Here is a 24,910-nt window from a genome sequence, read left to right on the forward strand (position 1 = left end):
CCCGCCCCGATGACCGCCCCCCTCATTGCCGAACCGCTGCTGGTCGCCCGCGGCCTGAGCGTCACCTTCGCCACCGAACAGGGCCCGCTGCGGGCGCTCGACGCGGTGGATCTGACCATCGCAGCGGGCGAGACCCTCGCCGTGGTGGGCGAATCCGGCTCAGGCAAATCGGTGCTGTCGCTGGCGCTGATGGGGCTCTTGCCCCCCACCGCCACGATCGAGGCCGAGGAGCTGCGCTTTGCCGGCCGCGATCTGCTGCACCTGTCGCGACACGACCGTCAGGCGCTGCGCGGCTGCGAGATGGCGATGATCTTCCAGGAACCCGCCACCGCACTGAACCCGGTGCGCCGCATCGGCGACCAGATCGTCGAGGCGATCCGCCTGCATGAGGATATCGCCCCCGAGATCGCCCGCAAGCGCGCCGTCGAGGCGCTGGCGGCCACCGGTATCCCGGCGCCCGAAGAACGCGCCCGCGCCTATCCGCATCAGCTTTCCGGCGGGATGCGGCAGCGGGCGCTGATCGCCATGGCGCTGATCCACCGGCCGCGCCTGCTGATCGCGGACGAGCCGACAACCGCGCTCGACGTCACGGTGCAGGCGCAGATCCTCGATCTGATCCGCGACCTCGCGCGCGAGACCGGCACCGCCACGCTCTTCATCACCCATGACATGGGGGTGGTGGCCGAGATGGCCGACCGGGTCACCGTGCTCTATGCCGGGCGGATGGTCGAAACCGCGCCGGCGCCGGCGCTGTTTGCCGGGCCGGAGCACCCCTATACCCTCGGCCTCCTCGGCTCGATGCCGCAGATGAACGCGCGGGGCGAGCCGATGCTGCCGATCTGGGGCACCGTGCCCGATCCGCGCCAGATGCCACCCGGCTGCCATTTCCACCCGCGCTGCCCCTTCGCGGGCGCGCAATGCCGCAGCGACCGCCCCGCCCTGCGGGAGATCCGCGCCGGCCAGGCCTCGGCCTGCCATTTCGCCCCCCTTCTCGAAACTCTGGGAGGTGCGGAATGACCCAGCCGCTTCTGACGCTCAGGGCGCTCACCCGCGACTTTCCGATCAGCGCCGGCGCCTTTCGCAAGCCCAGGATCCTGCGGGCGCTGGATGGCATCGACCTGACCATCAACGCCGGCGAGACGGTGGCGCTGGTCGGCGAATCCGGCTGTGGCAAATCCACCCTCGGCCGCATCGTCGCCGGGCTCTTGCCAGCCAGCGGCGGCGCCATCCTCTTCGACGGCAAGCCGCCGGCGCGGGGCAAGGCGCGGGCGCGGCAGATCCAGATCATCCTGCAAGATCCCTTCGGGTCGCTGAACCCCAAGATGACGGTGGGCGAGCTGATCGCCGAACCCGCCCTGCTGCACGATCTGGTGCCGCGCGGTGAGGCCCATCGCCGGGTGGCAGAGCTGTTGCAGCTTGTCGGCCTGCCCGAAGGCGTCGCCGCGCGTTATCCCCACGCGCTGTCGGGCGGGCAGCGGCAGCGGGTCGCCATCGCCCGGGCGCTGGCCACCGAACCGCGGCTGATCGTCTGCGACGAGGCGGTCTCGGCGCTCGACGTCTCGGTGCAGGCGCAGATCGCCAACCTGCTGCAGGACATCCAGCGGCGCACCGGGGTCAGCCTGCTGTTCATCTCGCACGGGCTGTCACTGGTCGAACATATCAGCGACCGGGTGGCGGTGATGTATCTGGGCCGGATCGTCGAGGAAGGCCCGGCCGAGCGGCTGTTCACCGCGCCGCGCCACCCCTATACCCAGGCGCTGATCTCGGCCACGCCGGAACCGGTGCCGGGCGCCGGCGCCCCCCGCATCCCGCTGACCGGCGAGGTGCCAAGCCCGCTGTCCCTGCCCTCGGGCTGCCGGTTCCGCAGCCGCTGCCCGGTGGCGCGCCCGGCCTGTTCCGGCACCGATCCGATGCTCGCACCGCTGAGCACGGCGCACGATCACCGTATCGCCTGCCTCTTCGCCGAGGAGATCGCGCCGCTCGTCCGGCCCGATGTCGACCCGCCGGAAAGGCTGATGCGCGCCCTCGCGCTCTATCGTCGGGCGGCCGACCTTCAAAAGACCTCTCAGGAGACTTCATCGTGACCACCCAAATCTGGTCCACCGTCGATTTCGACGCCAAGGGCGTGCAGACCGGCGATCTCTGCCTGCCGCATTCGGTGCACCGTTCCGCCTATGGGGTGATCCCCATCCCCGTCGCCGTGGTCAATGGCGCGCCGGGGCCGACGCTGCTGCTGACCGGCGGCACCCATGGCGACGAATACGAAGGCCCGATCGCCATCCGCCGGCTGCTGTGCGGCCTTGATCCCGCCAGCCTGAAGGGCCGCGTCATCGCCCTGCCGATGCTGAACGCGCCCGCCTTTCGCGCCGGTCTCAGAACCTCGCCCGAGGATGGCGGCAACCTCAACCGCGCCTATCCGGGCGATCCCCAGGGCGGGCCGACCAGCGCCATTGCCCATTACATGTCCTCGGTGCTGCTGCCGATGGCGGATTACTTTCACGACATCCACGCCGGCGGCTCGTCGCTGCAATACCAGCCCTTCGTGTCGATCCGCCGCAGCGGCGACGTGGCGCTGGACCAGGCCGCGCTCTCGGCCGCCCGCGCCTTCGGGGCCGAGCGGATCCTGATCTGGGATTACAGCCCCGATCCCCGGCTCTCGACCTCGGAATCGAACCGGCAGAAGGTGGTGTCGCTGGGCGGAGAGTTCGGCGGCGGCGGCTCGGTCTCGCGCCCCGGTGTGGCGCTGGTCGAGGCCGGGCTGCGCCGGGTGATGGCGCATTGGGGGATGATCGAGGACGCGCCCGCCGCGCCCGGACGCCCGGCGCGCGAACTGCAGATCAAGACCCGCGATTACTATGTCTACGCTACCCGATCGGGCGTGTTCGAACCGGCGGTGGATCTGGGCACCGAGATTGCCCAGGGCGATCTTGCCGGCCAGGTGTGGAGCACAGAGGATCTGGCCGACCGACCGAGTGAGCAATTTTTCCGCCATGACGGCACCGTTCTGTGCCTGCGCCACCCCGGACTGGTGCAGCGCGGCGACTGTCTGGCCCATCTGGCAACCGAGGTTCCGCAATGACGACCGTCACCGAACTGCCCCCCACCGCGCTGCCCGAGGGCGCGCTGCAGGCCCAACGCCCGAACGCCTCGCATATCACCGCGCTCGGCATCCGCGATGCGGCGGGCAAGATCCTGGCCTATGCCGGGCTGCGCCAGCGCCGCACGGCCGAGGTGATCCATGTGATCGCCTGGTCGGCACCCGAGCCGCTCGCCGCCGATCTGGCCGCGGGGGTCGAGGCCTTCGCCCGCGCCCGCCAGGCCGATCTGCTGCGCGCCATCCCGGAGCAGGCGACGGCCATCGCCGCGCTTGGGCTTGAGGACAGCGGCCGCGGCTATGCCGAGCGCTGGCTGAGCGATCCGATCCCGCTGACCCATCCGGTGGCGAAATACAATCAGTCGACCGATTACACCTGCGGCCCGGTGTCGCTGTCCATGGCGATGGGCCAGATCACCCGGTCGCAGGAATTCGAGATCTGGCGCGAGGCCACCACCATGGTCGGGCTGACCGGCCCGGGCGGCTGCGGCCCCTATGGCATGTCGCTCGCCGCAGTGAAACGCGGCTTCCGGGTCGAGCTGCATTTCGACAGCAACGGCCCGGTCATGCTGGACCGCGCCAATACCCCGGGCAAGCGCGACATCTCGACCTTCGTGCAGACCGAATTCCGCCAAAGGGCCGAGGCGGAACCCGCCATCGAGATCCATGCCGACCGACTGCCGGCCGAGGCGATGGTAAGCGCGGTGGCTGAGGGCGCCATGGTGATCCTGCTGATCGACCAGTGCCACACCCACGATCATCACGCACCACATTGGATCCTTTTGCATTCGGTGCGCGCCGACGGCACCTTTCTGGTCAACGACCCCTGGGTCGAGCCCCCCGATCAGGAAACCGGCGCCGATGTCGACTGCCTGCCGATGAAGGCCGAAACGCTCTACAAGATGGGGGCCTATGGCGATCCCGCCTATCACGCAGCGCTGATCCTGCGCCCCGCGTAAGGCGCCCAGAGGCCGGGGGAAGCGATCAGCCCCCCGGTCCATCCCCGCGCATGGCGCGACCTCTGGCCTGCGGGCTCTTGGGGGCGCGATGGATTGTCGTCGCGCCAACAAGCGGCTAAGCGACATCCGGACGGACCCGCAGCCAGAAAAGACATGGGATGGACCAGTTCGACCGCCGCATCCTCGCCCTCGTGCAGAGGAACTGCCAGCTCAAGACCGAGACCATCGCCGCGGAGATCGGCCTTTCCGCCTCGGCCGTCCAGCGGCGGCTGCGCGCGCTGCGCGCCAATGGCACCATCGCCGCCGAGGTCGCGGTGGTGCAGCCGCGCGCCGGCATGACCTTCATCGCCGGGCTCGAGATCGCGCGCGACAATTACGAGGCGCTCGACCGGCTGCGGCACTGGGCCGAGACGCACGACAATATCCAGCAGCTCTATTACGTCACCGGCGGTGTCGATCTGATCGCCGTGGTGCTGGCCCGGGACGCCGAAGACTATGACGCCATCACCGCCGCGATGATGCGCGACAATCCGATGATCGAGCGGATCACCACCAATGTGGTGCTGCGGCCGATGAAGGTGGGTCTCTACCGACCGATGGACGAGACCTGAGCCGCCCGGCGGCGCGCATCCCCGCCTTGACGCGGGAAATCCGCGCGGCCAGGGCGATGATCGACGCCCGGCGGCGCGATGTCCAGGTATCGTCGCGGCGAACAGCAAGACGAGCCCCGACGATGACCGATCCCCTTCTTCGCCCCCTGCCCGCAGACCTGCGCCCGGAAACCCTGGCGCTGGATGCCGGGCTGACGATCAACCCCGCGACGCGGACGATCCAGCCCGACATCGCCATGTCGGTCAACAATCTGGTGACCCCGGGCGAAGGCGCCTTTTCCGCCGCCGGTCTCGGCGATATCGCCGATGAACCCTATACCTATGCCCGCTGGCTGAACCCGACGGTGCGGGCGCTGGAAACCCGCCTCGCAGCGCTGGAGGGGGCCGAGGACGCGCTGGCCGCCGCCACCGGGGTGGCCGCGATCGCCGGGCTGTTCCTGACCTTTCTCAAGGCGGGCGACCATCTGATCATCAGCGACGTCACCTATGCCGGCGCGGCCGAGCTGGCGCGGTCGATCCTGACCGATCTCGGCATCGAGGTGACGCCGGTCAACCTGTCGCGTCCCGAGGCGCTGCGTGCGGCGCTGCGGCCGAACACCCGGCTGGTGCATTGCGAGACGCCCTGCAACCCGATCCTGCGCCTGACTGACCTGGCCGAGATCGCCACCATCGCCCATGCGCAGGGCGCGCTGGTCTCGGTGGACAGCACCCTGGCGACGCCGGCCTCGACCCGGCCGCTGTCGCTTGGTGTCGATCTGGTGGTGCATTCACTGACCAAGTTCATCAATGGCCATGGCGATGCGCTTGGCGGCGCGGTGGCCGGGCGCAAGGAGTTGGTGGCACGGATGCGCGGGCGCGCCGGGGTCTATCTGGGGGCGGCGATGTCGGCCTCGAACGCCTGGCTGATCCTGCGCGGCATCGACACCTTCTATCCCCGGATGAAGCAGATCAACGACAGCGCCGGGCGGATCGCCCGGTTCCTGGAAACCCATCCGGCGGTCGAACGGGTGATCTGGCCCGGCCTGCCGTCGCATCCGCAATATGAGCTGGCCCGGCGGCAGATGGATCTGCCCGGCGGGGTGATCGCCTTTCGCACCGCCGATCCGCAGGCGATGGCACGCCAATTGGCCCACCGTCTGCGGGTGGCGCATTACGCCTTTTCGCTGGGCCACCAGCGCAGCATCGTGACGCTCCTCGACACCGAGGAGATGATCGAGGGCACCTATCGGCTGAGCGGCGAGGCGCTGGAGGACTATCGCCGCTTTGCCGGCGACGGGCTGTTCCGCCTGTCGGTCGGGCTGGAGGCGGCCGAGGATCTGATCGCCGATCTCGATCAGGCCCTGACCACCTGAGTCCTCAGTCGTTCAGATGGGTGGCGAGATGGTGGATATGCTCGGTTCCGATGCCACAGCAACCGCCGATGATCGTCGCCCCCTTCGCGGTCCAGCGCTCGGCCCAGCCGCAATAATGCGGCGGGTCGAGATCGTCGCGCAGAACCGACACCACCTCGTTCGCGGCGCCGTCCTCGTCTTGGGATTCGTCGAAGGCATTGGCATAGACCCCAAGCGGCAGATCCGGCGCGACGGCACGGGCGGCGACCAGCGCCGCCTCCATCACCTCGGGGCGCGAGCAGTTGAACAGCATCGCCGCCGCCCCGACCCCCAGCGCCAGCCGCGCGGCCTCGGCCACCGACTGGCCCGAGCGCAACTGCGGCTCAGGCATCTGGTCGGGCTCGACGTCATCGCGCAGGGTGAAGGAGAGCCACAGGGGCTTGCCCGTCTGGCTGACCGCCTGCGCTGCCGCTGCGGCCTCTTCCAGGCTGCTCTGCGTCTCGGCCAGCCACAGATCCACATGCGGGGCGAGGCCCGCCACCAGCACGCCCAGAATTTCCTGACCCCGATCGGCGCGGAACAGATCAGGTCGATAGGAGCCGAAGACCGGCGGCAGCGATCCCGCCACCTTCACCCCCGGCGCCGCATCCGCCGCCTGCCGGGCCATCTGCCCGGCCAGGTCGGCCAACCGCGCGCCATCGGTGCGAAACCGTTCCTCTCCGATGTGGAAGGGCACCAGCGCATAGGAATCGGTGGTGATGACCTGCGCGCCGGCGCGGATGAAGTTCTCGTGCACCTGACGGACGGTCTCGGGCGCCTCGATCAGCGCCAGCGCCGACCATTCGGGCTGCCGGAACGGCGCCCCGATGCGTTCGAGTTCGCGGCTCATGCCGCCGTCGAGGATGGTGATCTTGCTCATGGTTTCTCCTGCGTCGCGGCAAGCGACAGATAGCCCGCCACATCGAGTTCGATGGAGGCGTCGATATGGGTGCGCACCTGCTGTTCGGCCTGATCCGGGGTTCCCGACCGCAGCGCGTCGAACAATGGCTGATGTTCGGCAACAAGCGGGTTGCGGCGCGGCCAGCGCTCTTCCGACCAGCGATAGAGCCACTCCATCTTGTCGGCCAAGAGCGCGTGGCGACGGATCAGATGCTGATGCCCGGTCTGGCGCACAAAGCTCATGTGAAAGCCGAGATCGGCCTTGACCCGCGCGTCGGTCCCCGCCTCTTCCGCCGTGGCCAGACCGGCGAAGGCGGCCGACACCAGCTCAAGCCCGAGGCTGTCGCGGCGTTCGGCCAGGATCCGCGCGGCAAGCCCCTCATAGGCCGAGCGCAGGGTATAGATCTCCCAGATCGCGCGATCGTCCAGCTCGGCCACGCGCCAGCTCGAATAGGGCGAGCGGGTGACCATCTCCTGCGCCTCGAGGTCGAACAGAGCTGAGCGCACGGTGCCCCGCCCGGTGCCGATCCGTTCGGTCAGCGCCTGTTCGGTCAGAACCTCCGCCGGCGCGAACTGGCCGCGCACGATGGCGTCGCGCAGCCAATCGGCCGCCTGCTGCTGAAGACTTCGCCGTTCGATCGGTGTGCGCATGGAAACCTCAGCGGTTGCGGTCGAAATGGCTGGCAAGAAAGGCGCGGGCGCGGTCCGACCGCGGATTGCCGAAGACCTCGGCCGGAGTGCCGTCCTCTTCGATGCGGCCCTGGTGCAGGAACACCACCCGCGAGGACACTTCGCGCGCGAAGCCCATCTCGTGGGTGACGATCAGCATGGTGCGACCCTCCTCGGCCAAGCTCTGGATCACCTTCAGCACCTCGCCCACCAGTTCGGGGTCGAGCGCCGATGTCGGCTCGTCGAACAGGATCGCCCGCGGATGCTGGGCCAGAGCGCGGGCAATCGCCACGCGCTGCTGCTGCCCACCGGAAAGCTGCATCGGCCAGGCGTCGCGCTTCTCGGCCAGCCCCACCTTCTCAAGCAGCGCCAGCGCCTCGTCCACCGCCTCGGCCCGCGGGCGCCCCTGCACGAAAAGCGGCGCCTCGATCACGTTTTCCAGCACGCTGCGGTGCGGCCAAAGGTTGAAGCTCTGGAACACGAACCCCAGTTCGCGCCGCATCAGCCGGGCGGTGGCCTCTTCCTTGCGGCTGAGACGTCCGCCCTTCGGCGAGAGGCTGTCGGTGCCCACCGTGACGGTGCCGCTGTCGGGCACCTCGAGCATCGGGATGCAGCGCAGCAGCGTGCTCTTGCCGGAACCGGAAGAGCCGATCATCGAGATCACGTCGCCATCATGCGCGCTGAGGTCGATGCCGCGCAGCACCTCGTTGTTGCCAAAGCTCTTGTGCAGCCCGGTGATGGACAGCGCAGGCCCTTGTTTGTCTTGCTCGGTCATCGGGCGGTCCTTCCGAATTGCCAGGGCGAGAGGCGGCGCTCAAGCCAGGTCGCGGCCCTTGCGACCAGGATGGAGAGCGCCAGATAGATGACGGCGGCGCAGAGCAGGATCTCGACCGCGCGCCAGGTTTCCGAGATCGCCGCGCGGGCGATGCCGGTCATGTCCATCAAGGTGATGGTCGACACCAGCGCCGTCGCCTTGAGCATCGAGATGATCTCGTTGGTATAGGCCGGCAGTGCCTGGCGGATCGCGATCGGCAGGGTGATGCGGCGCAGGATGGTCAGCCGCGACATCCCCGACACTCTCCCTGCCTCGATCGCACCCTTGGGCACGGCGCGCAGGCCACCGCGCAGGATTTCCGACGTATAGGCCGCGTCATTCAGCACCAGCGCCAGCAGGCCGCACCAATAGGGTTCGCGCAGGAAGGGCCAGAGAAAGCTGTGGCGGATGAACCCGAAGTTCGCCAGCCCGAAGTAGATCATGAAGATCTGGATCAGCAGCGGCGTGCCGCGGAACAGGAAGACATAGGAGGAGGCGACCGCATCGCCCGCCCGCGTCGTCCGGAGGAGGTTCAGCAGCAGCGCCAGAACCCCGCCGCCCAGCAGCGACAGCAGCCACAGGTTCAGCGTCAGCGGCAGGCCGGTCAGGATGCGGCCGAAAATACCGGTGAGAAAGCTCAGGTCCATTCTACAGCCCCCCGTGCTGATGGCCGCGCAGGCTGCGCCGCTCGGCCAGACGGAAAAGCTGATCCGACAGCGAGGTGATGATCAGATAGATCACCGCCCCCGCCGCGTAGAACAGGAAATGCTCCTGCGTGGTGCCGGCGGCGACATTGACCTGGCGCATGGTCTCGACCAGCCCGGTGACCGAGACCAGCGCCGATTCCTTGATCACCGATTGCCACTGGTTGCCCATGCCGGGCAGCGCCGTCACCATCGCCTGCGGCGCGATCACCCGGCGAAACAACGTCAATCGGGTCATGCCGACGACGCGCCCGGCCTCGACCGTGCCCTTGGGCACCGCCTGCCAGGCGCCGCGCAGCACCTCGGACTGGTTCGCGGCCGAGATCAGCCCGATCGCCAGCATCCCGGCCACGAAGCCCGAGATATCGAAAGGGCCGGCAAGGCCGAGAGCGGTTCCGACGGCCGTCACCACCTGACGGCCGCCGAAGTAGAACAGATAGATCACCAGGATCTCGGGCACGCCGCGCAGGACGACGGTATAGGCCTCGGCCAGCGCCCGCAGAACGGCATTGCCGCCGATCCGGGCCCAGGCGATCAACATCCCGAGCCCGAGGCCCCAGAGAAAGGCCGCGACCGAGACGGCGAGCGTCATCAACCCGGCCTTGACCAGGACAAGGCCCCAGCCTTCGTCGCCGAAGCCCAGCAGTGCGAGATCCCCTATCTGCATCAGAGCGTCGGGGTCACGACCATGCCGAACCATTTCTTCGACAGCTCGGCCAGCGTGCCGTCATCCGACATCGACTTCAGCGCGGCGCTGAGCTTGTCCGCCAGTTCGGCATTGCCCTTCTGCACGGCGACACCGACACCCGCCCCCATGATGCCGCCCTTGAACGACGGGCCGGTGGCAACCGCCTCGTCGGCGTGTTTCTTGAGGAAGGCCGAGATATTGGTGACCGAGGCCATCGCCGCGTCGAGACGGCCGTTCAGCAGATCCTGATAGACATCGGAGCTGTTCGGATAGGCCCGGATGGTGACGCCCATGGGCGCCAGATACTTATCGAGGAAATCCGACTGGATGGTCGCGACCTGCACGCCGACGGTCTTGCCCTTGAGCACGGCCGCGACGGCTTCGATCGCCGCCTGGGTGGCCGCCTCGTCGTCGAGATCGACGGCGGTGTCGAGGCCGGGCAATTCGACGCCGCTCTCCTTGGTCACCGCGAAGGTCGACCCGCCGGTGGTGTAGGGCAGCGAGAAATCGACCACTTGCAACCGTTTCTCGGTGATGGTGACCGCGTCGACGACGGCGTCATACTTGCCGTCGGCAAGCCCCTGGATCATGCCGTCCCAGGCTTGCGAGATGAGCTTGAACTCAAAACCGGCGCGCTTGGCCATTTCGGCGACCAGGTCGGGTTCGAAGCCATAGATCGTCCCGTCCGGCTTGGTCATGTTGAACGGAGGGAAAGCGCCCTCGGTGGCGAATACCAGCGTCTTGCTCTCGGCCCGGGCGGGACCGACGACAAGGACGGCGGCGGCGGCGATACCGCTGCGCAGGAAGGTGGCGCGGGTGATGGTCATGGAAAATCTCCTCGATCTTGGGCGATGCTGGTTCAGGACAGGAATTCGACGGCGATGCGGCTGAGCGAGATGGCGCTGGCAGCGATGCAGCGCTCGTCCGGCTGATAGTCGGAATTGTGCAGCCGGTCGTCGCGCTCGGGCTGGGCCGAGCCGACGTGAAGCTGGATCGACGGCAGGCGCTCCGAGAAATACGAGAAATCCTCGGCGCCGAAGCTGGTGCCCTGCTCGATCGCGACGGGCTTGCCGAATTGCAGCGCCAGCGCCGATGCGGCGCGGTCGACCAGCGCGTCGTCATTCATCAGTGGCGGGCAGCCGCGCACATAGTCGATCTCGACGCCCAGGTTCAGAGCCTGGGCCGCGCCTTCGCAGATGCGCCGAAAGGCGGTTTCGGCCCGGTCGCGCGACTGCGGCGAGCGGCAGCGCACGGTGCCCTCGAACATGCAGCTGTCGGGGATGATGTTCTGGGTCGCTCCGCCTTCGATATGGCCGATGGTCAGCACCGCAGACAGCGCCGGGTCCATCTCGCGCGAAATCACGGTCTGGAGCTGGGTGATCACATGGGCGGCGCCGACGATCGGGTCGATCGCCGCATGGGGCCGCGCGGCATGGCCGGACTTGCCGTGCAGCACAACGCGGAACTCGTCGCTCGACGCGGTGCTGGCGCCACGGTTCAACTGCAGCTCGCCCGCCGGCGCCTCGGGCCGGTTGTGGAAGGCGACGGCCATCGCCGCCCCTGCGGCCGCGCCGTCGGCGATCATCGCCGCCGCGCCGCTGTCCTGGGTTTCCTCGGCCGGCTGGAACACCAGCCGCACCGTGCCGGCAAGCTGCGGCGCGATCTCGACCAACGCCCGCGCCGCGCCCAGCAGCGAGGCAGTATGCACGTCATGCCCGCAGGCATGCATCCGCCCCGGAATGGTCGAGGCGAAGGCGAGCCCGGTCTCTTCCTGGATCGGCAGCGCATCCATGTCGGCCCGCAGGATCAGACAGGGGCCGGGACGGCCGCCGGCGATCTCGGCCACAACCCCGGTCCTGCCCACACCGGTCTTCGGCGTCAGGCCGAGCGCGCGCAGTTCCTCCGCGACCATCGCCGCGGTCCGGATCGTGTCAAAGCCGGTTTCCGGATGGGCGTGAATATCGCGCCGGATCTCGATCAGTCGAGGCTCGATCTCGCGCACGATGCGTTCAATCTGGGGGCCGGGGTCGTTGGGTGTATGGGTCATGATCAGGGGTCTGCTACAGGCGAAAGTCCGGGGCATGACTCGGTTCTGACGCCGGAATTGTCAAGGATCGAGGATCGATCATTTGCATCGCGCTGAAAATCCCGGGCTGAAAACGCCTCGAAATCCGTATCAATGGGCATCCGGAGCCCGTTCGCGGAGGGCAGCCAGGTCGGCCGGGGGAGAGATTCCCTGCGGCCCGCATCCGACCGCCGGGCCCGACAAGCCGCCTGAAGGGGCCTTTCCGGGGCGCCGGGCCTGCCCCATGGGCAAAGCCCCCGAGAAGACATCGCAGATCACATCACGGGCCGCGACCCGACCAAAGGGGCCATCCCCCCGCGACGGCGATCACAGCGGGATGGCGATCACAGCGGGATGACGAGCCGGAACAGCAGCTTGCGACCGGTATCCTCCAGACTGTCGGGCGTGGTCCAGGGCAGCGCGGCGATGATCTGGACGCGGACCCTGTCGGCCAGCAGGCCGCTGATCCCCAGACCATAGGATCCCAGGCTCTCGCGACCGGGGCCGCCCCCCGCATCGCGGTTCCAGACGGTGCCGAAATCGGCGAAGGCCGACAGCGACAGGCCCGGAAGCTGCGCCAGCCCGGTGTCGATGTCATGCCCGATCTCGATCGCCACCGCCGCGCCGCTGTCACCGGACAGGCTGCCATTGTCGAAGGCCCAGCCATAGGGATCGCCTCCCAATGCGAACTGGACGGCACCGGGCAAGGCTCTGGGCGAATACTGACCGGACGCCCGTAGCCGAAACTGCGTATCCTCGCCGAGTGGCCGGGTGTAATCCAAACCGGCGGTGAGGAACTGAAAATCACCCGGCACATTGCCCATGTCGATATCCGAGGCGTTGCCGAAGCTCAGCCCACCTTCGGCGGTCAGGCTGCCGGCCTTGAGCGTGCGGTCGTATTGCAGCGAGGCAGTCGCCCAGCGGGTCTTGCCGCGCGCCACCGGGTTGCCGCCGGCGTCGACATCGTCGTTGCGCGCGGTCAGCTCCAGCCGCGCGAAAAGGCTCGCCTCCAGCCGACGCAGCAGCGGATAGGACAGAGAGGTCGTGCCGATGGTCGAGGCGACGTCGATATCCTGCGCCGCCAGCGACCCGCCGGGGCGTTGCCGCAGATGGGTCAGGCTGAATCCGGCGACCAGCCCGTCGTGACCGATCGGATAGTCCTGCGCGATCTGGATCAGCCCCAGTTCGCGCGGATCGTCGGGGATGGTGACGCCGGTCAGGGTCGTGGTCTCGAACCGCCCGAAGACATCGTTCAGCTTCAGATTGCCGGCGATCTCCACCGGCCCCACCGCCTCGGACCCAAGGTTGTCGAGCGCGATCACCCCGCTGCGCCGCTGCTGCGCGATGTCGAGCTTGAGAAGCCCGCCGCCGGTGGGCTTGTCGGGGCGCACAAAGGTGCCCTCGATCTCCAGCCCGCCCAGATCGCTCATCAGCAAGAGAACACGCTCCGCCTCGGCCACGCGGATCGGATGCATCGCCAGGATGCGGTCGAGATAGGGCGCCAGTCGCCTCTCGATCCCCGCAATGTCGCTGGTGATCTCGATCCGCGCGACATAGCCCTCGTAGACCTGCAGCCGCACCCGGCCAGAGGTGAAATCCTGCACCGGCACCACTGTTTTCGAAAAGTATCCGGCGGCGAGATAGGCGGCATCGACCGCCTCGGCGATCTTGTAAAGGTCCGCCAGGGTGATCTGCTGCCCGATCCGGTCCTGCCACAGCCGCGCGAGATCGCCCGCCGGCACCACAGCGGCACCCTCGACGCTGAGCGCGCGCAGGCGGAAGCGGACCGCCCGGGCCGCCTTGATGTCAAGCCGCCCGCGCTGATCCTCGACCGCGATGCCGACGCTGCCGGCCTGCGCCGGCGGGGTGAACCGCTGCAGGATCACCGTCTGCCCGGCGACCACCCGGTCGATGGTGCCAGAGCTGATGGATTGCGCCAGGACCGGCCCCGACAGCGCGGCAAAGGCAAGCGTAAGGAGGGCCAGACTGTGTCGGCGCGGTGCGGGCGGGGTCGATGAGACCATGTTCAGCGCCCCCCCCTACTGGGCCGGAGCCATGGCGAACGGATGGCCGAGCGCCAGCGAGATCGCGGCGAAGACGCGCGAGGCAGGCGAGGAACAGGCGATCCCCGATGGGTTGCCCGGCAGAACCTCCTCCTCTCCGCAATCGCCAGAGGGGATGTCGCTGTTGGCCTGCACCACCACGGTGGTATCCGCCGTCGTGTCATAGAACACGGTGGTATTGTAACCCGGCAGCTCTCCGGTATGGCCGATCCAGCCGCCGGAACAGCCGATCCCCAGGCCATAGCCCGCCGGCTCGGGGAAAGAGGTCAGCCGCTCGATCTGTGCGGCCTCGCCAAGCAGCCCCTCACCGGTGCCGAGCGCGCGCCCGTAGATCAGCAGATCCCCCAGGTTTGAGATCATCTCGCCCGCGGTCCAGCCCCAGGCCGGGTTCCAATGCGTCGCGTTCGACGGCGCCTCGGGCGTGGCCGCATTGCCCTGCAGGGTGAAGCCCTGCGGGAAGGGCACCGGCAGATCGGTGCTCGCTCCCGGCCAGGAGGTGTTCCGCAGCCCCAGCGGCGCGAAGATCAGGCGGTCGAAGACCGTGGCGATCGGCTCCCCCGTGACCTGCTCGATCACCATGCCCAACAGAACGGTGTTGGTATTGGAGTAATCGAACCGCTCGCCCGGCTCGAAGATCGGCGAGCCCGGAATCGCGAAGGCCAGCAGCTCCTCCGGGGTGAACACAGTTTCGGGACGTTCGAAGAAGATGTCGAGGAAAGCCTCCGCCCGGGTATAGCTGAGCAGACCGCTGGTCATATTGGCAAGCTGGCGCAGGGTAATCCGGTCGCCATTGGGCAGGTCCGGGACATATTGGCCGATGGGATCGTCAAGCGACAGCTTGCCCGCCTCGGCCAATTGCATCAGCGCGGTGCCGGTGAAGGTCTTGGTCACCGATCCGATGCGGCTATGCATGCCCACCTGCATCGGCGCCCCGGTGGCGGGATCGGCCAGCCCCCAGGCGCCAGACCAGTGACCCTCGGGGGTGATCACGCCGGCGATGATGCCGGGCGCCGCCGCCTGCCCCAACGCGCCCCGGACGGCAGCGTCGAGCTTTTCGGCCAGTTCCGCCGGCAGGGGGGCGGAACTGGGTTGGGTCTGACGCGCCGCGATCACGGCAACCGGATCGGCCACGCAGGCCCCGGCCCGGGCGGTGCCGGCAAGCGCCCCGCCCACGAGAACGGCGGTGCCCGCCAACGCCATCCAGCGCCCCATCCTCACCTCGAACCCGCGTTCCGTCATCCTGCATCGCCTCTTCGCTAGTTGCCCTGGCGGCACCTTGGCCCAGGGCGAAGGCCAAACAAAGTGGCGTAATGGTTCAATATCGGTATAATTCACTTCAGAATAAGTGAAATCTGATCGCGGGCGCGACCGCTCCGCTGCCCCCTGATCGCCCGGCAACCCCCAACGGAACGGCTCTTGAACCTCATGGAACTGGATATCGCGGGCAGCGCCCTGCTGCGCGGCGACGAGGTGCTGAAGCTCAGGCCGAAGACGCTGGCGGTGCTGGTCGCACTGATCGAGCGGCAGGGCGAAATCGTCAGTCAGGACGAGCTGCACCGTCTGGTCTGGGGCAAGCGCCATGGCAGCGACGCGGGGCCGAAGCAATGCATCCGTGAATTGCGCCGCCTGCTGGGCGACAGTGCCACCGCCCCTAGGTTCATCGAGACGGTGGGACGCCGGGGCTACCGGCTGACCGGCCGGATCGAAACGCGCTGCGGCCTTGGCGCACGGCCCCGGCCGGAAACCACGCGCTGCGTCGGGCGCGCGGCGGAACGCGCGATATTGGCCGAAAGCGCCGCCGCCGCCTATCAGGGCCGCCATGCGATGACGCTGATCGCCGGCGAGGCCGGCGCCGGCAAGACCCGGCTGGTCGAAGGGTTCCTGGCCGATCTGTCGGCACATCCCGCCGTCTGGATCGCACGGGGTCAGTCGATCTCTCACCCCGGCGCGCGGGAACCCTATGGTCCGCTGCTGGAGGCGCTGTCGCAATTGCTCGCCGGCCCCACCGGCGCCCCGCTCTCCCGTCTCCTGCCCGAGGTGGCGCCCGCCTGGGCCGATCAGCTCCCCGGGGCGGGCCGAAGCCTGGATGCGGTGGGTTTCGAGGTCGATCAGCGACGCCCGGACCCGATGCCGCGGGAATTTTCCACCCTGATGGAGCGGCTGACCCAGATGGCGCCGGGCATTCTGGTGCTGGAGGATCTGCACTGGGCCGATGCCAGCACGCTGGCCTGGCTCAGCGCCTGGGGGCTGCGGCGAACCGAGGCCCGGCTGCTGGTGCTGGGCACCTACCGCTGTGACGAGCTTGACCGCGCCGGCGATCTTGCCACGACGCTGCGCCACCTGAGCCGGCAGCCGGACACCCGGGTGCTCACCCTCGGCGGGCTGGATGCGGCGGCGGTGGCCGATTACCTTGCCGGCCGGTTTCCCGGCCACCGCTTCCCGCCCAGACTGGCCGCCGCCCTTGCCCGGCGCACCGAGGGTCACGCCATCCTGATCGAGGCGGTGGTGGACCGCTGGCTGACGCAGGGCGACATCCGGCAACAGGAAGGCCATTGGGCCCTGAGCGAACCGGTCGACACCCTCGTCCCCGCCATCGCCCCGGACATGCAGGCCTTTATCGAAGGCGACCTGGTCGGTCGGCTCGATCCCCCGGAACGGGCGCTGCTCGAGATGGCGAGCGTCGCCGGCCCCGACTTTTCCGCCCTTGCCCTCGCCGATGACCGCAACGGGCGCGAGGCGGTGGAGCGTCGGCTCGATCATCTGGCCCGCAACCGTCGCTTCATCGAGCGGGCCGGCCTCGCCCATCATCCGGATGGCAGTGTGACCACCCGCTTTGCCTTTCGCCACGCCCTGCATCACGAAGCGCTCTATGCCGGCATCCCGGCGGCCAACCGGCAGGGGTTGCATCGGCGGATCGGGACCCGGCTGGAAGCGCTTTATCGCAACAAGGCCGCCGAGATCGCCCCCGCGCTCGCCGATCATTTCGAACGCGGCGCCGACTGGCCCCGGGCGGCCCGCTATCGCGGCCTGTCGGGCCTGCGCGCGCTGCGACGCAGCGCTGAGCAGGTGGCAGCCGCCCAGTTGCGGCAGGCGCTGGATCTGCACGCCCGCTGCGACGATCCCGACCAGCCCCTGCAGATGGCAGAGCTGCAGGCCCTCCTCGGTCTCGGCGCGGCACTGATCATCTCGGAAGGCTTCACCACCGAAGAGCTGAGATCGGTCTATCGACGGGCCGGGCCGCTCGCCGCGCGGGTGGGCGAGCCTGCCAATACGGTGCCGGTGCTGGCGGGGCTGTGGAACGATCATATCTCCCGCGCCGAACTGGACCGGGCAGCGGACCTGGCGCAGACCCTGCACCAGCTGGCGGGCGACGCCCCCGCGCCGATCGCCATGGCGGCGCAGAATGCGGTCGGGCAGACCCGGTTCTTCACCGGCGCCTTCACCGATTGCCTGCCCTGCATCGACACCGTTCTGCGACTGCATGCAACCAGGGTGCCGGACGGCACAGCCACGCTCTTTGGCGAAGAACCGGGCATCGTCTGCCGCCAATATGCCGCCTGCGTCAGCCAGATCCTCGGGCGCGAGGCCGAGGCCGAGACGCATCTTGCTGCCGGCACCGACCTGGCCGGCGCGCTGGATCAGCCTTTCGGCCAGGCGCAGATGCTCTGGGCCGGGGCGGTGGTGGCGCGCCTGCGCGGCGACCGGGCCCTGACAGGCGCAAGGGCCGAGGCGCTGACCGCCCTCTGCCGGCGCGCCGGCATTCCCTATTGGCTGCCCGCCGGGATCATGCTGACGGGCTGGGCCCGCGCCATGGATGGCGATCCCGAAGGGCAAGCCCTGCTGGACAACGGGCTGGCGGCCTATGCCGAAATGAATGTCCGCCTCACCCTCCCCCTCGGTCTGGCCCTCTCGGCCGAGGTCGCCGCCCGGCGCGGCGATGCGGCGCGCGGGCTGCCGCTGCTACGCCGCGCCCTCGCCGCTGCGCGGACGACCGGAGAACGGTGGTACGAGGCAGAGCTGCACCGCCTCTGCGCCGTGCTGATGGACCGGGCCGGACGGCCGGACCATGCCCGCCGCGCCCTGGGCCGGGCGCAGGAGATCGCCCGCCGACAGGGTGCAACGGCCTTCGAAGCGCGGGCGGCCCGGGCGATCGCGGCATTGTCCTGAAATGGCGGCCTGCCCGAGGGGCAAGCGCCCCGCCCTCAGCTCCGGATGCCGTAGCGGCTGATCTTGTCGTTCAGCGTGCGCCGCGCCATCCCCAGCGCCCTGGCGGCGCGTTCGGTATTGCCGCGGCAGCGTTCCAGCGTCAGCTGGATTTCCCGCGCCTCGAAGGCCGCAACGCGGTCGGCAAGGCTTTCCGGCGCGCCGACCGGGCCGGCGGCATCCTCGGGCATGTCGAGCCCGAGCGCGAAGCGTTCCGCCAGGGCCTTGAGTTCGCGCACGTTGCCGGGCCAGGCCCGGCGCAGCAGCCGCTGTTTCAGCGCATAGTCCAAGGGCGGCAGCGGTCGGCCATAGCGCGCCGCGGCCAGCCCCGCGTAATGGCTGAAAAGCAGCAGCACATCTTCGCCAAGCGCGCGCAGCGGCTCCACCGCGATCTCCGCCCCGGCAAGGCGATAGAACAGATCGGCGCGGAAACTGCCATCAAGCGTGAGCGAGCGCAGATCGGCCTTGGAGGTCGCCACGATCCGCAGATCGAGCGGGATCAGCCGGTTCTCGCCCAACCGCTCCACCGCGCGTTCCTGCAAGGCGCGCAACAGCTTGGGCTGGATCGCCGCCGGCATCGCCTCGACCTCATCCAGCAGCAATGTGCCGCCCGAGGCGGCCTCAAGCTTGCCGGGCTTGTCCTGAGCACCGGGAAAGGCGCCGGCGACATGGCCGAAAATCTCGATCTCGAACAGGCTTTCGGGCAGCGCCGCGCAATTGACCGCGACGAAGGGCCCGGCGGCGCGGGCGCTGCCGGCATGCAGCGCGCGGGCCACCAACTCCTTGCCGGTGCCGGTCTCTCCGATGATGACGATATCCAGATCGGTGGGCGCCAGGGCGTCGATCCGGGCATGCAGCGCGGTGATCGCGGCGGACTGGCCCAGAAGCCCACCCTCTGCCGCCCGGGTGATCTGATCTTGCAGGCGGCCGATCTCGGCCCGCGCGGCCCGCGCCCTCAGGCTGCGTTCGATCACCGTCAGCAGGTGCATTCCGTCATAGGGTTTCTCAAGGAAATCCTCGGCGCCGGCGCGCATCGCCTGCACCGCCTGCGCCAGATCGCCATGGCCCGAGATCATCACCACCGGGCAATCGGGATCGCGGTCGCGCACCGCCTCGAGCACCGCCTGCCCGTCCATTCCCGGCATGCGCAGATCGGTCAGCACCAGATCCGGCCGGCTGGTGGCGGCCAGCGCGGCGCGCCCCTCGGCGAAGCCCTCGGCGCGATAGCCGGCGGCCTCGATCAGATCGCAGAGCGCATGGCGGTGATCGCTGTCATCCTCGACCACATGGATCAGCGCGGTCATTCTGCGGCCTCTTTCGTCTCGGTCCCCTCGAACAGCGGCAGAACCACCGAGATCTCGGTCCCCTCGCCCGGGGTCGACCGGATGTCGAGCCGCCCGCCGAATTGCTGGACCACCTCGAAGCTGATCGCAAGACCAAGGCCCAGCCCCTCGCCGCCGATCTTGGTGGAAAAGAACGGCTCGGTCACCCGGGGCAGCACATCGGCGGGGATGCCGGGGCCATTGTCGCGCACCGACAGGATCAGCTCATCAGCCTCTTGCCAGACCGCCAGCGTCACCTCGCCATGGCCGGGCTCTACCGCCTCGATGGCATTGTGCAGCAGGTTGACCAGCACCTGTTCCAGCCGGGCGTGACCGGCGCGCACCATCGGCGCGCCCTCGGGCGCCTCGAACCGGGGATGAATGCCCGCCGCATCGGCGCGCGGCTTGGTCAGCGCTAGAGCGGAGCGCGCCACCTCGACCACCGGCACCGGCGACAAGGGCGCCGCCTCGCGCCGCGAGAAGTTCTTGAGATGCTTGGTCATCCGCTGCATCCGCCGGATCAGCCCGCGCGCCGATTGCAGCCGTGCGGCGGTCTGTTCGGGCGCCCGCGACAGGCTGAATTCGGCCGCCGTCAAGGTCGCCTCCATCGCCGCCAGCGGTTGGCTCACCTCATGCACGATGGCGGCTGACATCCGGCCGAGCGCCGCCATCTTCTCGGATTGCACCAGCGTCGCCTGGGTGGCGCGCAGGTCGGCCTCGACCCGGGCGCGCGCCTCGATCTCGCGGCCAAGTTCGGCGGTGCGCTCGCGCACTTTGCGCTCCATCACCTCGGTCTGGCGCAGACGTAGCGCGATCAGCCGCTGACGATGCCGGCGCAGATCGGCAAGCCCGAGGCCCAGCAACCCGGCCAGCAGCGCCAGCGCCATGGTCGCGCCCCCCGCCGCGCGCGCCGGCCAAAGCGGCACCGCCGCCAGCAGGCGCCAGCCCTGTTCGAACGGCGGGCTGCGCAGGGTGGCGGCCCTGCCCTGCCCCTCGATCATCAGCACGGTGCCCGAGGTCAGCAGCGGCGTGGCGCGTTCCAGTTCCGAGCTGTCATAGAGCCGCGAGGTCCCGAGCCGCGCCCGCACCGGCGCGCTGAGCGGCATCAACGGGCGATAGCGCCAGCGCGGGATCGACGACATGAAGATCACGTCGTCCTTGTCGGTGACGGCGATCCGCTGCCCGGTCTCGGCCCAGGCCTGTTCCAGCGGCCGCAGGTCGATCTTGACCACCATCACCCCGCGCACCCCCAGCCCCGGATCGTCGACCCGGGTCGCGATGAAATAGCCGGGCTCGCCGGTGGTCACGCCGATGGCATAGACCGCACCGCTGCCGGTGGCGCGGGCATCGGTGAAATAGGGGCGAAAGCTGTAATCATGGCCGACATAGCTGTCGATATCGGTCCAGTTCGACGAGGCCAGCGTGACCCCTTCCGTGTTCAGCAGATAAAGCTGTTCGGCCCCGGTCTGGGCAACGATCCGTTCGAGATAGCGGTTGGCGGCGTCGATCGCCGCCGGGTCGCCCGGACGGGCCAGCGCCGCATGGATGCGGGCATCCTCGCCGGTGACGCGTGGCAGATAGCGGAAGCGGTCGATCTCGGTCTGGATCGCGCGGTGGCTGACCAGCAGCGTCTGCTCCAGCCCCTGGCGCAGTTGCGACATCGCCACCTGCCAGGCGAGCGCCCCGCAGAGCAGCGCGCCGATGGTGACCAGCACCAGCCGCAACCGCCAGGCCGTGCCGATGCGGCGCAGGAGGGCGCGGCGGCTGGCCATTGTCTCAGCCCGCCTCGGCGCAGGGCGCCACGGTGACCGGCTGGCCCGAGGCGGCGCCGATCTGGACACAATCGGCGGCGCAGAGCATCCAGGCCGAGGGTGTCTGCCCCGAGGCGGCCAGGATCAGCGAGGGCACCGGCGGCAGTTCCGGGGCCCAGACCCACCAGCCATCCTGAAAATGGCCACCGGGGCCGGGCTCCATCCCCGCCCCCGATCCCTTGACCGCCGCTTCGACCAGATGCAGGCGGTGATCCTGCGTGATCTCCCAGGTCTCGCGCCAGGCCTGGCGTTCGACCGAATGGGTCCATTCCAGGGTGAACTGCCCGCTGCCGGAGAGGGCGAGCATCGTCGCCCCCGCCATCAGGCAGCCGGTCATGCCGACACCGCGCCCCGGCGGCGCCACAGCAGCAGGCCGAACAGAAGGGTCAGTCCAAAGCCGATCTCATCGGTGATCGGCAGGGCGGCAACCAGCGAGAAGGCGGCGACGACGGCGATGCCACGTTCCCAGATCGCCAGCGGGCGGCCGAGCCAGCCGATCACGCAGGAGCCCCAGAGCGCCAGCGCCAACAGCGCCTTGAAGATGATATAGGCCACCGCCGGCCAATAGCCGATGGTTGCGGCCAGGGTGCCGCCATCCTGCAGCATCAGCGCCGGCGTATAGACCGCCATGAAGGGCACCACGAAACCGGCGGCAGCGACCTTGATCGCCTCGAAGCTGATCTTCAGCCCGCTTTCCTTGGCGATCGGCGCCGCGGCGAAGCAGGCCAGCGCCACCGGCGGCGTCAGATCGGCGAGGATGCCGAAGTAGAAGACGAACATGTGGCTGACGATCAGCGGCACCCCCAGCGCCAGCAGCGCCGGCCCGGCGATCGAGGAGGTGATGATATAGTTCGGGATCGTCGGGATCCCCATGCCGAGGATGATACAGGTGATCATCGTCAGCACCAGCGACAGGAACAGGCTGTCCTGCCCGACCGAGACGATGAACTGGCCAAAGGTATTGGCCGCCCCGGTCAGGGTCATCACCCCGATGATCACGCCGACAAGCGCACAGGCGATCCCCACGGGCAGCGCCGTCTTGGCGCCCTCGGCCAGGCTGTCGCGGCAGACCCCCAGGGTCTCGCGCCCGCCCTTGAACAGGACCGAGGCGAGGATCAGCGCCGCCAGGACCAGAAGCAGGGCATTGATGCCGAACTTGAAGAAGGCCGAGGCACAGAGCCCGAGGAAGATCCAGAAGATCACCCGCACGGTCATCGACGACATCCCCATGGCGATCGAGGCGCCGAGGATCAGCATGCCGGTCAGGGCCAACCCGATGGTCCCGGCGAAGAGCGGCGTATAGCCCGAGAACAGCAGCCAGACCAGCACCGCGAGCGGCAGGATCAGATACCAGCCCTCCTTCAGCGCCTTGCGGGCCGAGGGCAGCTCGTCCGCGGCAAGCCCGCGCAGATCGCGCTTGCCGGCCTCGAGATGGACCATCCAGAAGGCGCCGGCGAAATAGAGGATCGCGGGCACCAGCGCCGCCTTGACGACCTCGACATATTGCACGCCGAGCGTCTCGGCCATGATGAAGGCCACCGCGCCCATCACCGGCGGCATGATCTGCCCGCCCATCGACGAGGTCGCCTCGACCCCGCCGGCGAAGGCCGCCCGATAGCCGAACCGCTTCATCAGCGGGATGGTGAACTGGCCGGTGGTGACGACGTTGGCGACGCCCGAGCCCGAAATGGTGCCCATCAACCCGGAGGAGAGCACCGAAACCTTGGCGGCCCCGCCCATCCGGTGACCGACCAGCCCCAGAGCCACATCGGTGAAGAGCTTGATCATCCCGGCCTTTTCCAGGAACGAGCCGAACAGGATGAAGAGAAAGATGTAAGTGGCCGAGACATAAACAGGAATGCCATAGATGCCTTCGGTGCCATAGGCGATCTGCTCGACCACCTGCTCGAAGGCATAGCCACGGTGATTGAAGGGCGACGGCAGGTACTGACCGAACAGTGCATAGGCCAGGAAGAACCCGCAGATGATCGGCAGCGCCGGCCCCATCAGGATCCAGGCGGCGACGAAGACCCCGACGACGGCGACGCAGCCGACGATCAGGTCCAGGGTGTTCGGATCACCGGCGCGGAACAGCAGCGGCGTGTATTCGATCCACTGATAGGCGGCAACGGCCACCCCGGCGAGGGCGAAGAGCCAGCACAGCGCCTTGGCCAGCGGGCCAAAGCCGCGCCCCAGCGCCAGCAGCGGAAAGCCAAGCGCCATCAGAAAGGCGACATGGACCGCGCGCATCACCTGGCTGGGCAGGTCGATGACATGGGCGGCAATCGAGATCTGATAGACCGAGAAGGCCACCGCCAGCCAAAACAGGAACCGGCCGACCAGCGAATTGGGAAAGCTGTCGGCGAGCGGATCGTGGATCTCGTTCGATTCCTCGGCGCGCGAATTGGCCGAAGGCGTGGATGCTGTCATGGAGTCCTCCCGTAGAGACGACGGCCCGGACCAGCCGAGCCGTCTTTGGGCAAGCTGCCCGGGGCCTTACATCAGGCCCTTTTCCTTATAGTATTTCACCGCGCCCGGATGCAGCGGGATCGGAGAGTTCTTCACCGCATTGGCGATGTCGATGGCGCCGGCGGCGGCATGGGCGGCCTTCATCTGGTCCAGATGCTCGAACAGCAGCTTGGTCATCTGATAGGCCAGCTCGTCCGACACGTCCGAGCTGGTCACCAGGATATTGGTGATGGTCAGCGTCGGGACATCGGCGTCCTGCCCGGGATAGGTGCCGGCGGGGATCACCCCGGCCGCATAGGGCGCGCCCAGTTTCTCGGCCACTTCGGCGGGGACAGACACAAAGGTCACATCCTGGGTCGAGGCCAGATCCTTCAGCGCCGCCGAGCCGAGGCCCGAGCTTTGCAGCGTCGCGTCAAGCTGGCGGTTTTTCATCAGCTCGACGGATTCGGCGAAGGGCAGGAATTCGACCTTGCCGAGATCGTCATAGGACATCCCCAGCGCGCCGAGGATCTTGTGCGCGTTGACCTCGGTGCCGGATTTGGCGGCGCCGACCGAGACGGACTTGCCCTTCAGATCGGCGACGGTCTTGGCACCGGAAGCGGCCGAGGCGGCGATCTGGATATAGTTCGGATAGATGGCGGCAATGGCGCGCAGCTTGGTCAGCGGCTTGGTGAAACCGACATCGGCGTTGCCTTCATAGGCGTCCTTGACGGAGTCCCCCAGCGCAAAGCCGATCTCGCCGCGGCCCTGCTGCAGCAGGTTCAGGTTCTCGACCGAAGCCTTGGTGGATTGCACCTGGGCGCGGGAATCCGGGATGTTCTGCCCATAGATATCGGCCAGGGCAACGCCGAGCGGATAATAGACGCCCGAGGTGCCGCCGGTCAGAACGTTGATGAATTCGGTGGCCATGGCGGCCGGAGCGGACAGCGCGATGCCGCCGGCGATGAGGGCGCCGAGCCCAAAGGATCTGATCATGATGTTCCTCCCAAAACGAGCGCGCCTGTGGCACGCGGTGGGAACAACCTTGATTAAGGAACCCTCGCCATACAACCCTGTCGGGGCGACCGCCGCGAAATTTTCCACGCGAGGTTTCGCCCCGCCCCTGGCAGAAATCCGCCATTCCCCGCCCGCCGGGAGAAGACAGGACCGCCGCCGACCGCGGCGGTCC

The 24,910-nt window shown here is 68.5% G+C and carries 21 protein-coding genes; 7 read left to right on the forward strand and 14 right to left on the reverse strand.

The features are described 5' to 3' along the window. Positions 1-9: 9 nt before the first annotated feature. The 6 genes from ACN0V4_RS13080 to ACN0V4_RS13105 all read left to right on the forward strand — a co-directional run bounded on the left by ACN0V4_RS13080 (position 10) and on the right by ACN0V4_RS13105 (position 6,016). A complete protein-coding gene (locus tag ACN0V4_RS13080) occupies positions 10-1,017 on the forward strand; it encodes an ABC transporter ATP-binding protein (RefSeq protein ID WP_417676753.1) in 1,008 nt (335 codons plus the stop codon). Next, a complete protein-coding gene (locus ACN0V4_RS13085; protein ID WP_417676755.1) occupies positions 1,014-2,084 on the forward strand; it encodes an ABC transporter ATP-binding protein in 1,071 nt (356 codons plus the stop codon). Before ACN0V4_RS13080 ends, ACN0V4_RS13085 begins: the two co-directional genes overlap by 4 nt. After that, complete coding sequence (locus tag ACN0V4_RS13090) at positions 2,081-3,079, forward strand: succinylglutamate desuccinylase/aspartoacylase family protein (protein WP_417676757.1); 999 nt, start codon at positions 2,081-2,083, stop codon at positions 3,077-3,079. Before ACN0V4_RS13085 ends, ACN0V4_RS13090 begins: the two co-directional genes overlap by 4 nt. Beyond that, positions 3,076-4,053, forward strand: coding sequence for a peptidase C39 family protein (locus ACN0V4_RS13095; protein ID WP_417676759.1), 978 nt, complete (start codon positions 3,076-3,078; stop codon positions 4,051-4,053). Before ACN0V4_RS13090 ends, ACN0V4_RS13095 begins: the two co-directional genes overlap by 4 nt. A gap of 158 nt (positions 4,054-4,211) precedes the next feature. Then, positions 4,212-4,664, forward strand: coding sequence for an Lrp/AsnC family transcriptional regulator (locus ACN0V4_RS13100; protein WP_417676761.1), 453 nt, complete (start codon positions 4,212-4,214; stop codon positions 4,662-4,664). A gap of 122 nt (positions 4,665-4,786) precedes the next feature. Next, entirely contained in the window at positions 4,787-6,016 is a 1,230-nt protein-coding gene (locus ACN0V4_RS13105; protein WP_417676763.1) for a trans-sulfuration enzyme family protein, read from the forward strand. A gap of 4 nt (positions 6,017-6,020) precedes the next feature. Here the strand turns inward: ACN0V4_RS13105 and ACN0V4_RS13110 are convergent, their stop codons facing one another. The 9 genes from ACN0V4_RS13110 to ACN0V4_RS13150 all read right to left on the reverse strand — a co-directional run bounded on the left by ACN0V4_RS13110 (position 6,021) and on the right by ACN0V4_RS13150 (position 15,176). Beyond that, the gene (locus ACN0V4_RS13110; protein ID WP_417676765.1) at positions 6,021-6,914 is read right to left on the reverse strand and encodes a homocysteine S-methyltransferase family protein; all 894 of its coding nucleotides are present in this window, start codon (positions 6,912-6,914) and stop codon (positions 6,021-6,023) included. Continuing rightward, positions 6,911-7,585, reverse strand: coding sequence for a GntR family transcriptional regulator (locus ACN0V4_RS13115; protein WP_417676767.1), 675 nt, complete (start codon positions 7,583-7,585; stop codon positions 6,911-6,913). Before ACN0V4_RS13115 ends, ACN0V4_RS13110 begins: the two co-directional genes overlap by 4 nt. A 7-nt stretch (positions 7,586-7,592) precedes the next feature. Beyond that, the gene (locus ACN0V4_RS13120) at positions 7,593-8,378 is read right to left on the reverse strand and encodes an ABC transporter ATP-binding protein (RefSeq protein ID WP_417676769.1); all 786 of its coding nucleotides are present in this window, start codon (positions 8,376-8,378) and stop codon (positions 7,593-7,595) included. Further along, on the reverse strand, positions 8,375-9,064 hold the full coding sequence (locus ACN0V4_RS13125; RefSeq protein ID WP_417676771.1) for an ABC transporter permease: 690 nt from the start codon (positions 9,062-9,064) through the stop codon (positions 8,375-8,377). Before ACN0V4_RS13125 ends, ACN0V4_RS13120 begins: the two co-directional genes overlap by 4 nt. 1 nt (position 9,065) lies before the next feature. After that, positions 9,066-9,788, reverse strand: a complete 723-nt coding sequence (locus ACN0V4_RS13130) for an ABC transporter permease (protein WP_417676773.1) — start codon at positions 9,786-9,788, stop codon at positions 9,066-9,068. After that, on the reverse strand, positions 9,788-10,636 hold the full coding sequence (locus tag ACN0V4_RS13135) for a transporter substrate-binding domain-containing protein (protein WP_417676775.1): 849 nt from the start codon (positions 10,634-10,636) through the stop codon (positions 9,788-9,790). Before ACN0V4_RS13135 ends, ACN0V4_RS13130 begins: the two co-directional genes overlap by 1 nt. A 32-nt stretch (positions 10,637-10,668) precedes the next feature. Further along, complete coding sequence (locus ACN0V4_RS13140) at positions 10,669-11,856, reverse strand: M20 metallopeptidase family protein (RefSeq protein WP_417676777.1); 1,188 nt, start codon at positions 11,854-11,856, stop codon at positions 10,669-10,671. Between the two features lie 362 nt (positions 11,857-12,218). Further along, positions 12,219-13,898, reverse strand: coding sequence for a ShlB/FhaC/HecB family hemolysin secretion/activation protein (locus ACN0V4_RS13145; RefSeq protein WP_417676779.1), 1,680 nt, complete (start codon positions 13,896-13,898; stop codon positions 12,219-12,221). A gap of 15 nt (positions 13,899-13,913) precedes the next feature. Then, positions 13,914-15,176 (reverse strand): serine hydrolase domain-containing protein, encoded by a 1,263-nt coding sequence (locus ACN0V4_RS13150; RefSeq protein ID WP_417676781.1) that lies wholly within the window; start codon positions 15,174-15,176, stop codon positions 13,914-13,916. Between the two features lie 186 nt (positions 15,177-15,362). On the opposite strand from ACN0V4_RS13150, the gene ACN0V4_RS13155 reads away from it, so the two are divergent. After that, entirely contained in the window at positions 15,363-18,104 is a 2,742-nt protein-coding gene (locus ACN0V4_RS13155; RefSeq protein ID WP_417676991.1) for an AAA family ATPase, read from the forward strand. A gap of 35 nt (positions 18,105-18,139) precedes the next feature. Here the strand turns inward: ACN0V4_RS13155 and ACN0V4_RS13160 are convergent, their stop codons facing one another. The 5 genes from ACN0V4_RS13160 to ACN0V4_RS13180 form a co-directional block, all read right to left on the reverse strand. Then, the gene (locus ACN0V4_RS13160; RefSeq protein WP_417676783.1) at positions 18,140-19,444 is read right to left on the reverse strand and encodes a sigma-54-dependent transcriptional regulator; all 1,305 of its coding nucleotides are present in this window, start codon (positions 19,442-19,444) and stop codon (positions 18,140-18,142) included. After that, a complete protein-coding gene (locus ACN0V4_RS13165) occupies positions 19,441-21,234 on the reverse strand; it encodes a sensor histidine kinase (RefSeq protein WP_417676785.1) in 1,794 nt (597 codons plus the stop codon). The genes ACN0V4_RS13160 and ACN0V4_RS13165 overlap by 4 nt, the downstream gene beginning before the upstream one ends. A 4-nt stretch (positions 21,235-21,238) precedes the next feature. After that, entirely contained in the window at positions 21,239-21,610 is a 372-nt protein-coding gene (locus ACN0V4_RS13170) for a DUF1850 domain-containing protein (RefSeq protein WP_417676787.1), read from the reverse strand. Further along, on the reverse strand, positions 21,607-23,703 hold the full coding sequence (locus ACN0V4_RS13175) for a TRAP transporter permease (protein ID WP_417676789.1): 2,097 nt from the start codon (positions 23,701-23,703) through the stop codon (positions 21,607-21,609). The genes ACN0V4_RS13170 and ACN0V4_RS13175 overlap by 4 nt, the downstream gene beginning before the upstream one ends. Positions 23,704-23,769: 66 nt before the next feature. Further along, on the reverse strand, positions 23,770-24,717 hold the full coding sequence (locus tag ACN0V4_RS13180; RefSeq protein ID WP_417676791.1) for a TAXI family TRAP transporter solute-binding subunit: 948 nt from the start codon (positions 24,715-24,717) through the stop codon (positions 23,770-23,772). Positions 24,718-24,910: the final 193 nt, after the last annotated feature.

The sequence above is a fragment of the Pseudodonghicola sp. genome (assembly GCF_048268305.1).
Lineage (GTDB): Bacteria > Pseudomonadota > Alphaproteobacteria > Rhodobacterales > Rhodobacteraceae > Pseudodonghicola.

What these genes read in the sequence shown, in the direction of transcription:
- ACN0V4_RS13080 (WP_417676753.1), top strand. Translation starts at nt 10, where the DNA reads ATGACCGCCCCCCTCATTGCCGAACCGCTGCTGGTCGCCCGCGGCCTG.
- ACN0V4_RS13085 (WP_417676755.1), top strand. Translation starts at nt 1,014, where the DNA reads ATGACCCAGCCGCTTCTGACGCTCAGGGCGCTCACCCGCGACTTTCCG.
- ACN0V4_RS13095 (WP_417676759.1), top strand. Translation starts at nt 3,076, where the DNA reads ATGACGACCGTCACCGAACTGCCCCCCACCGCGCTGCCCGAGGGCGCG.
- ACN0V4_RS13100 (WP_417676761.1), top strand. Translation starts at nt 4,212, where the DNA reads ATGGACCAGTTCGACCGCCGCATCCTCGCCCTCGTGCAGAGGAACTGC.
- ACN0V4_RS13105 (WP_417676763.1), top strand. Translation starts at nt 4,787, where the DNA reads ATGACCGATCCCCTTCTTCGCCCCCTGCCCGCAGACCTGCGCCCGGAA.
- ACN0V4_RS13110 (WP_417676765.1), bottom strand. Translation starts at nt 6,914, where the DNA reads ATGAGCAAGATCACCATCCTCGACGGCGGCATGAGCCGCGAACTCGAA.
- ACN0V4_RS13115 (WP_417676767.1), bottom strand. Translation starts at nt 7,585, where the DNA reads ATGCGCACACCGATCGAACGGCGAAGTCTTCAGCAGCAGGCGGCCGAT.
- ACN0V4_RS13120 (WP_417676769.1), bottom strand. Translation starts at nt 8,378, where the DNA reads ATGACCGAGCAAGACAAACAAGGGCCTGCGCTGTCCATCACCGGGCTG.
- ACN0V4_RS13125 (WP_417676771.1), bottom strand. Translation starts at nt 9,064, where the DNA reads ATGGACCTGAGCTTTCTCACCGGTATTTTCGGCCGCATCCTGACCGGC.
- ACN0V4_RS13130 (WP_417676773.1), bottom strand. Translation starts at nt 9,788, where the DNA reads ATGCAGATAGGGGATCTCGCACTGCTGGGCTTCGGCGACGAAGGCTGG.
- ACN0V4_RS13135 (WP_417676775.1), bottom strand. Translation starts at nt 10,636, where the DNA reads ATGACCATCACCCGCGCCACCTTCCTGCGCAGCGGTATCGCCGCCGCC.
- ACN0V4_RS13140 (WP_417676777.1), bottom strand. Translation starts at nt 11,856, where the DNA reads ATGACCCATACACCCAACGACCCCGGCCCCCAGATTGAACGCATCGTG.
- ACN0V4_RS13145 (WP_417676779.1), bottom strand. Translation starts at nt 13,898, where the DNA reads ATGGTCTCATCGACCCCGCCCGCACCGCGCCGACACAGTCTGGCCCTC.
- ACN0V4_RS13150 (WP_417676781.1), bottom strand. Translation starts at nt 15,176, where the DNA reads ATGACGGAACGCGGGTTCGAGGTGAGGATGGGGCGCTGGATGGCGTTG.
- ACN0V4_RS13155 (WP_417676991.1), top strand. Translation starts at nt 15,363, where the DNA reads ATGGAACTGGATATCGCGGGCAGCGCCCTGCTGCGCGGCGACGAGGTG.
- ACN0V4_RS13160 (WP_417676783.1), bottom strand. Translation starts at nt 19,444, where the DNA reads ATGACCGCGCTGATCCATGTGGTCGAGGATGACAGCGATCACCGCCAT.
- ACN0V4_RS13165 (WP_417676785.1), bottom strand. Translation starts at nt 21,234, where the DNA reads ATGGCCAGCCGCCGCGCCCTCCTGCGCCGCATCGGCACGGCCTGGCGG.
- ACN0V4_RS13170 (WP_417676787.1), bottom strand. Translation starts at nt 21,610, where the DNA reads ATGACCGGCTGCCTGATGGCGGGGGCGACGATGCTCGCCCTCTCCGGC.
- ACN0V4_RS13175 (WP_417676789.1), bottom strand. Translation starts at nt 23,703, where the DNA reads ATGACAGCATCCACGCCTTCGGCCAATTCGCGCGCCGAGGAATCGAAC.
- ACN0V4_RS13180 (WP_417676791.1), bottom strand. Translation starts at nt 24,717, where the DNA reads ATGATCAGATCCTTTGGGCTCGGCGCCCTCATCGCCGGCGGCATCGCG.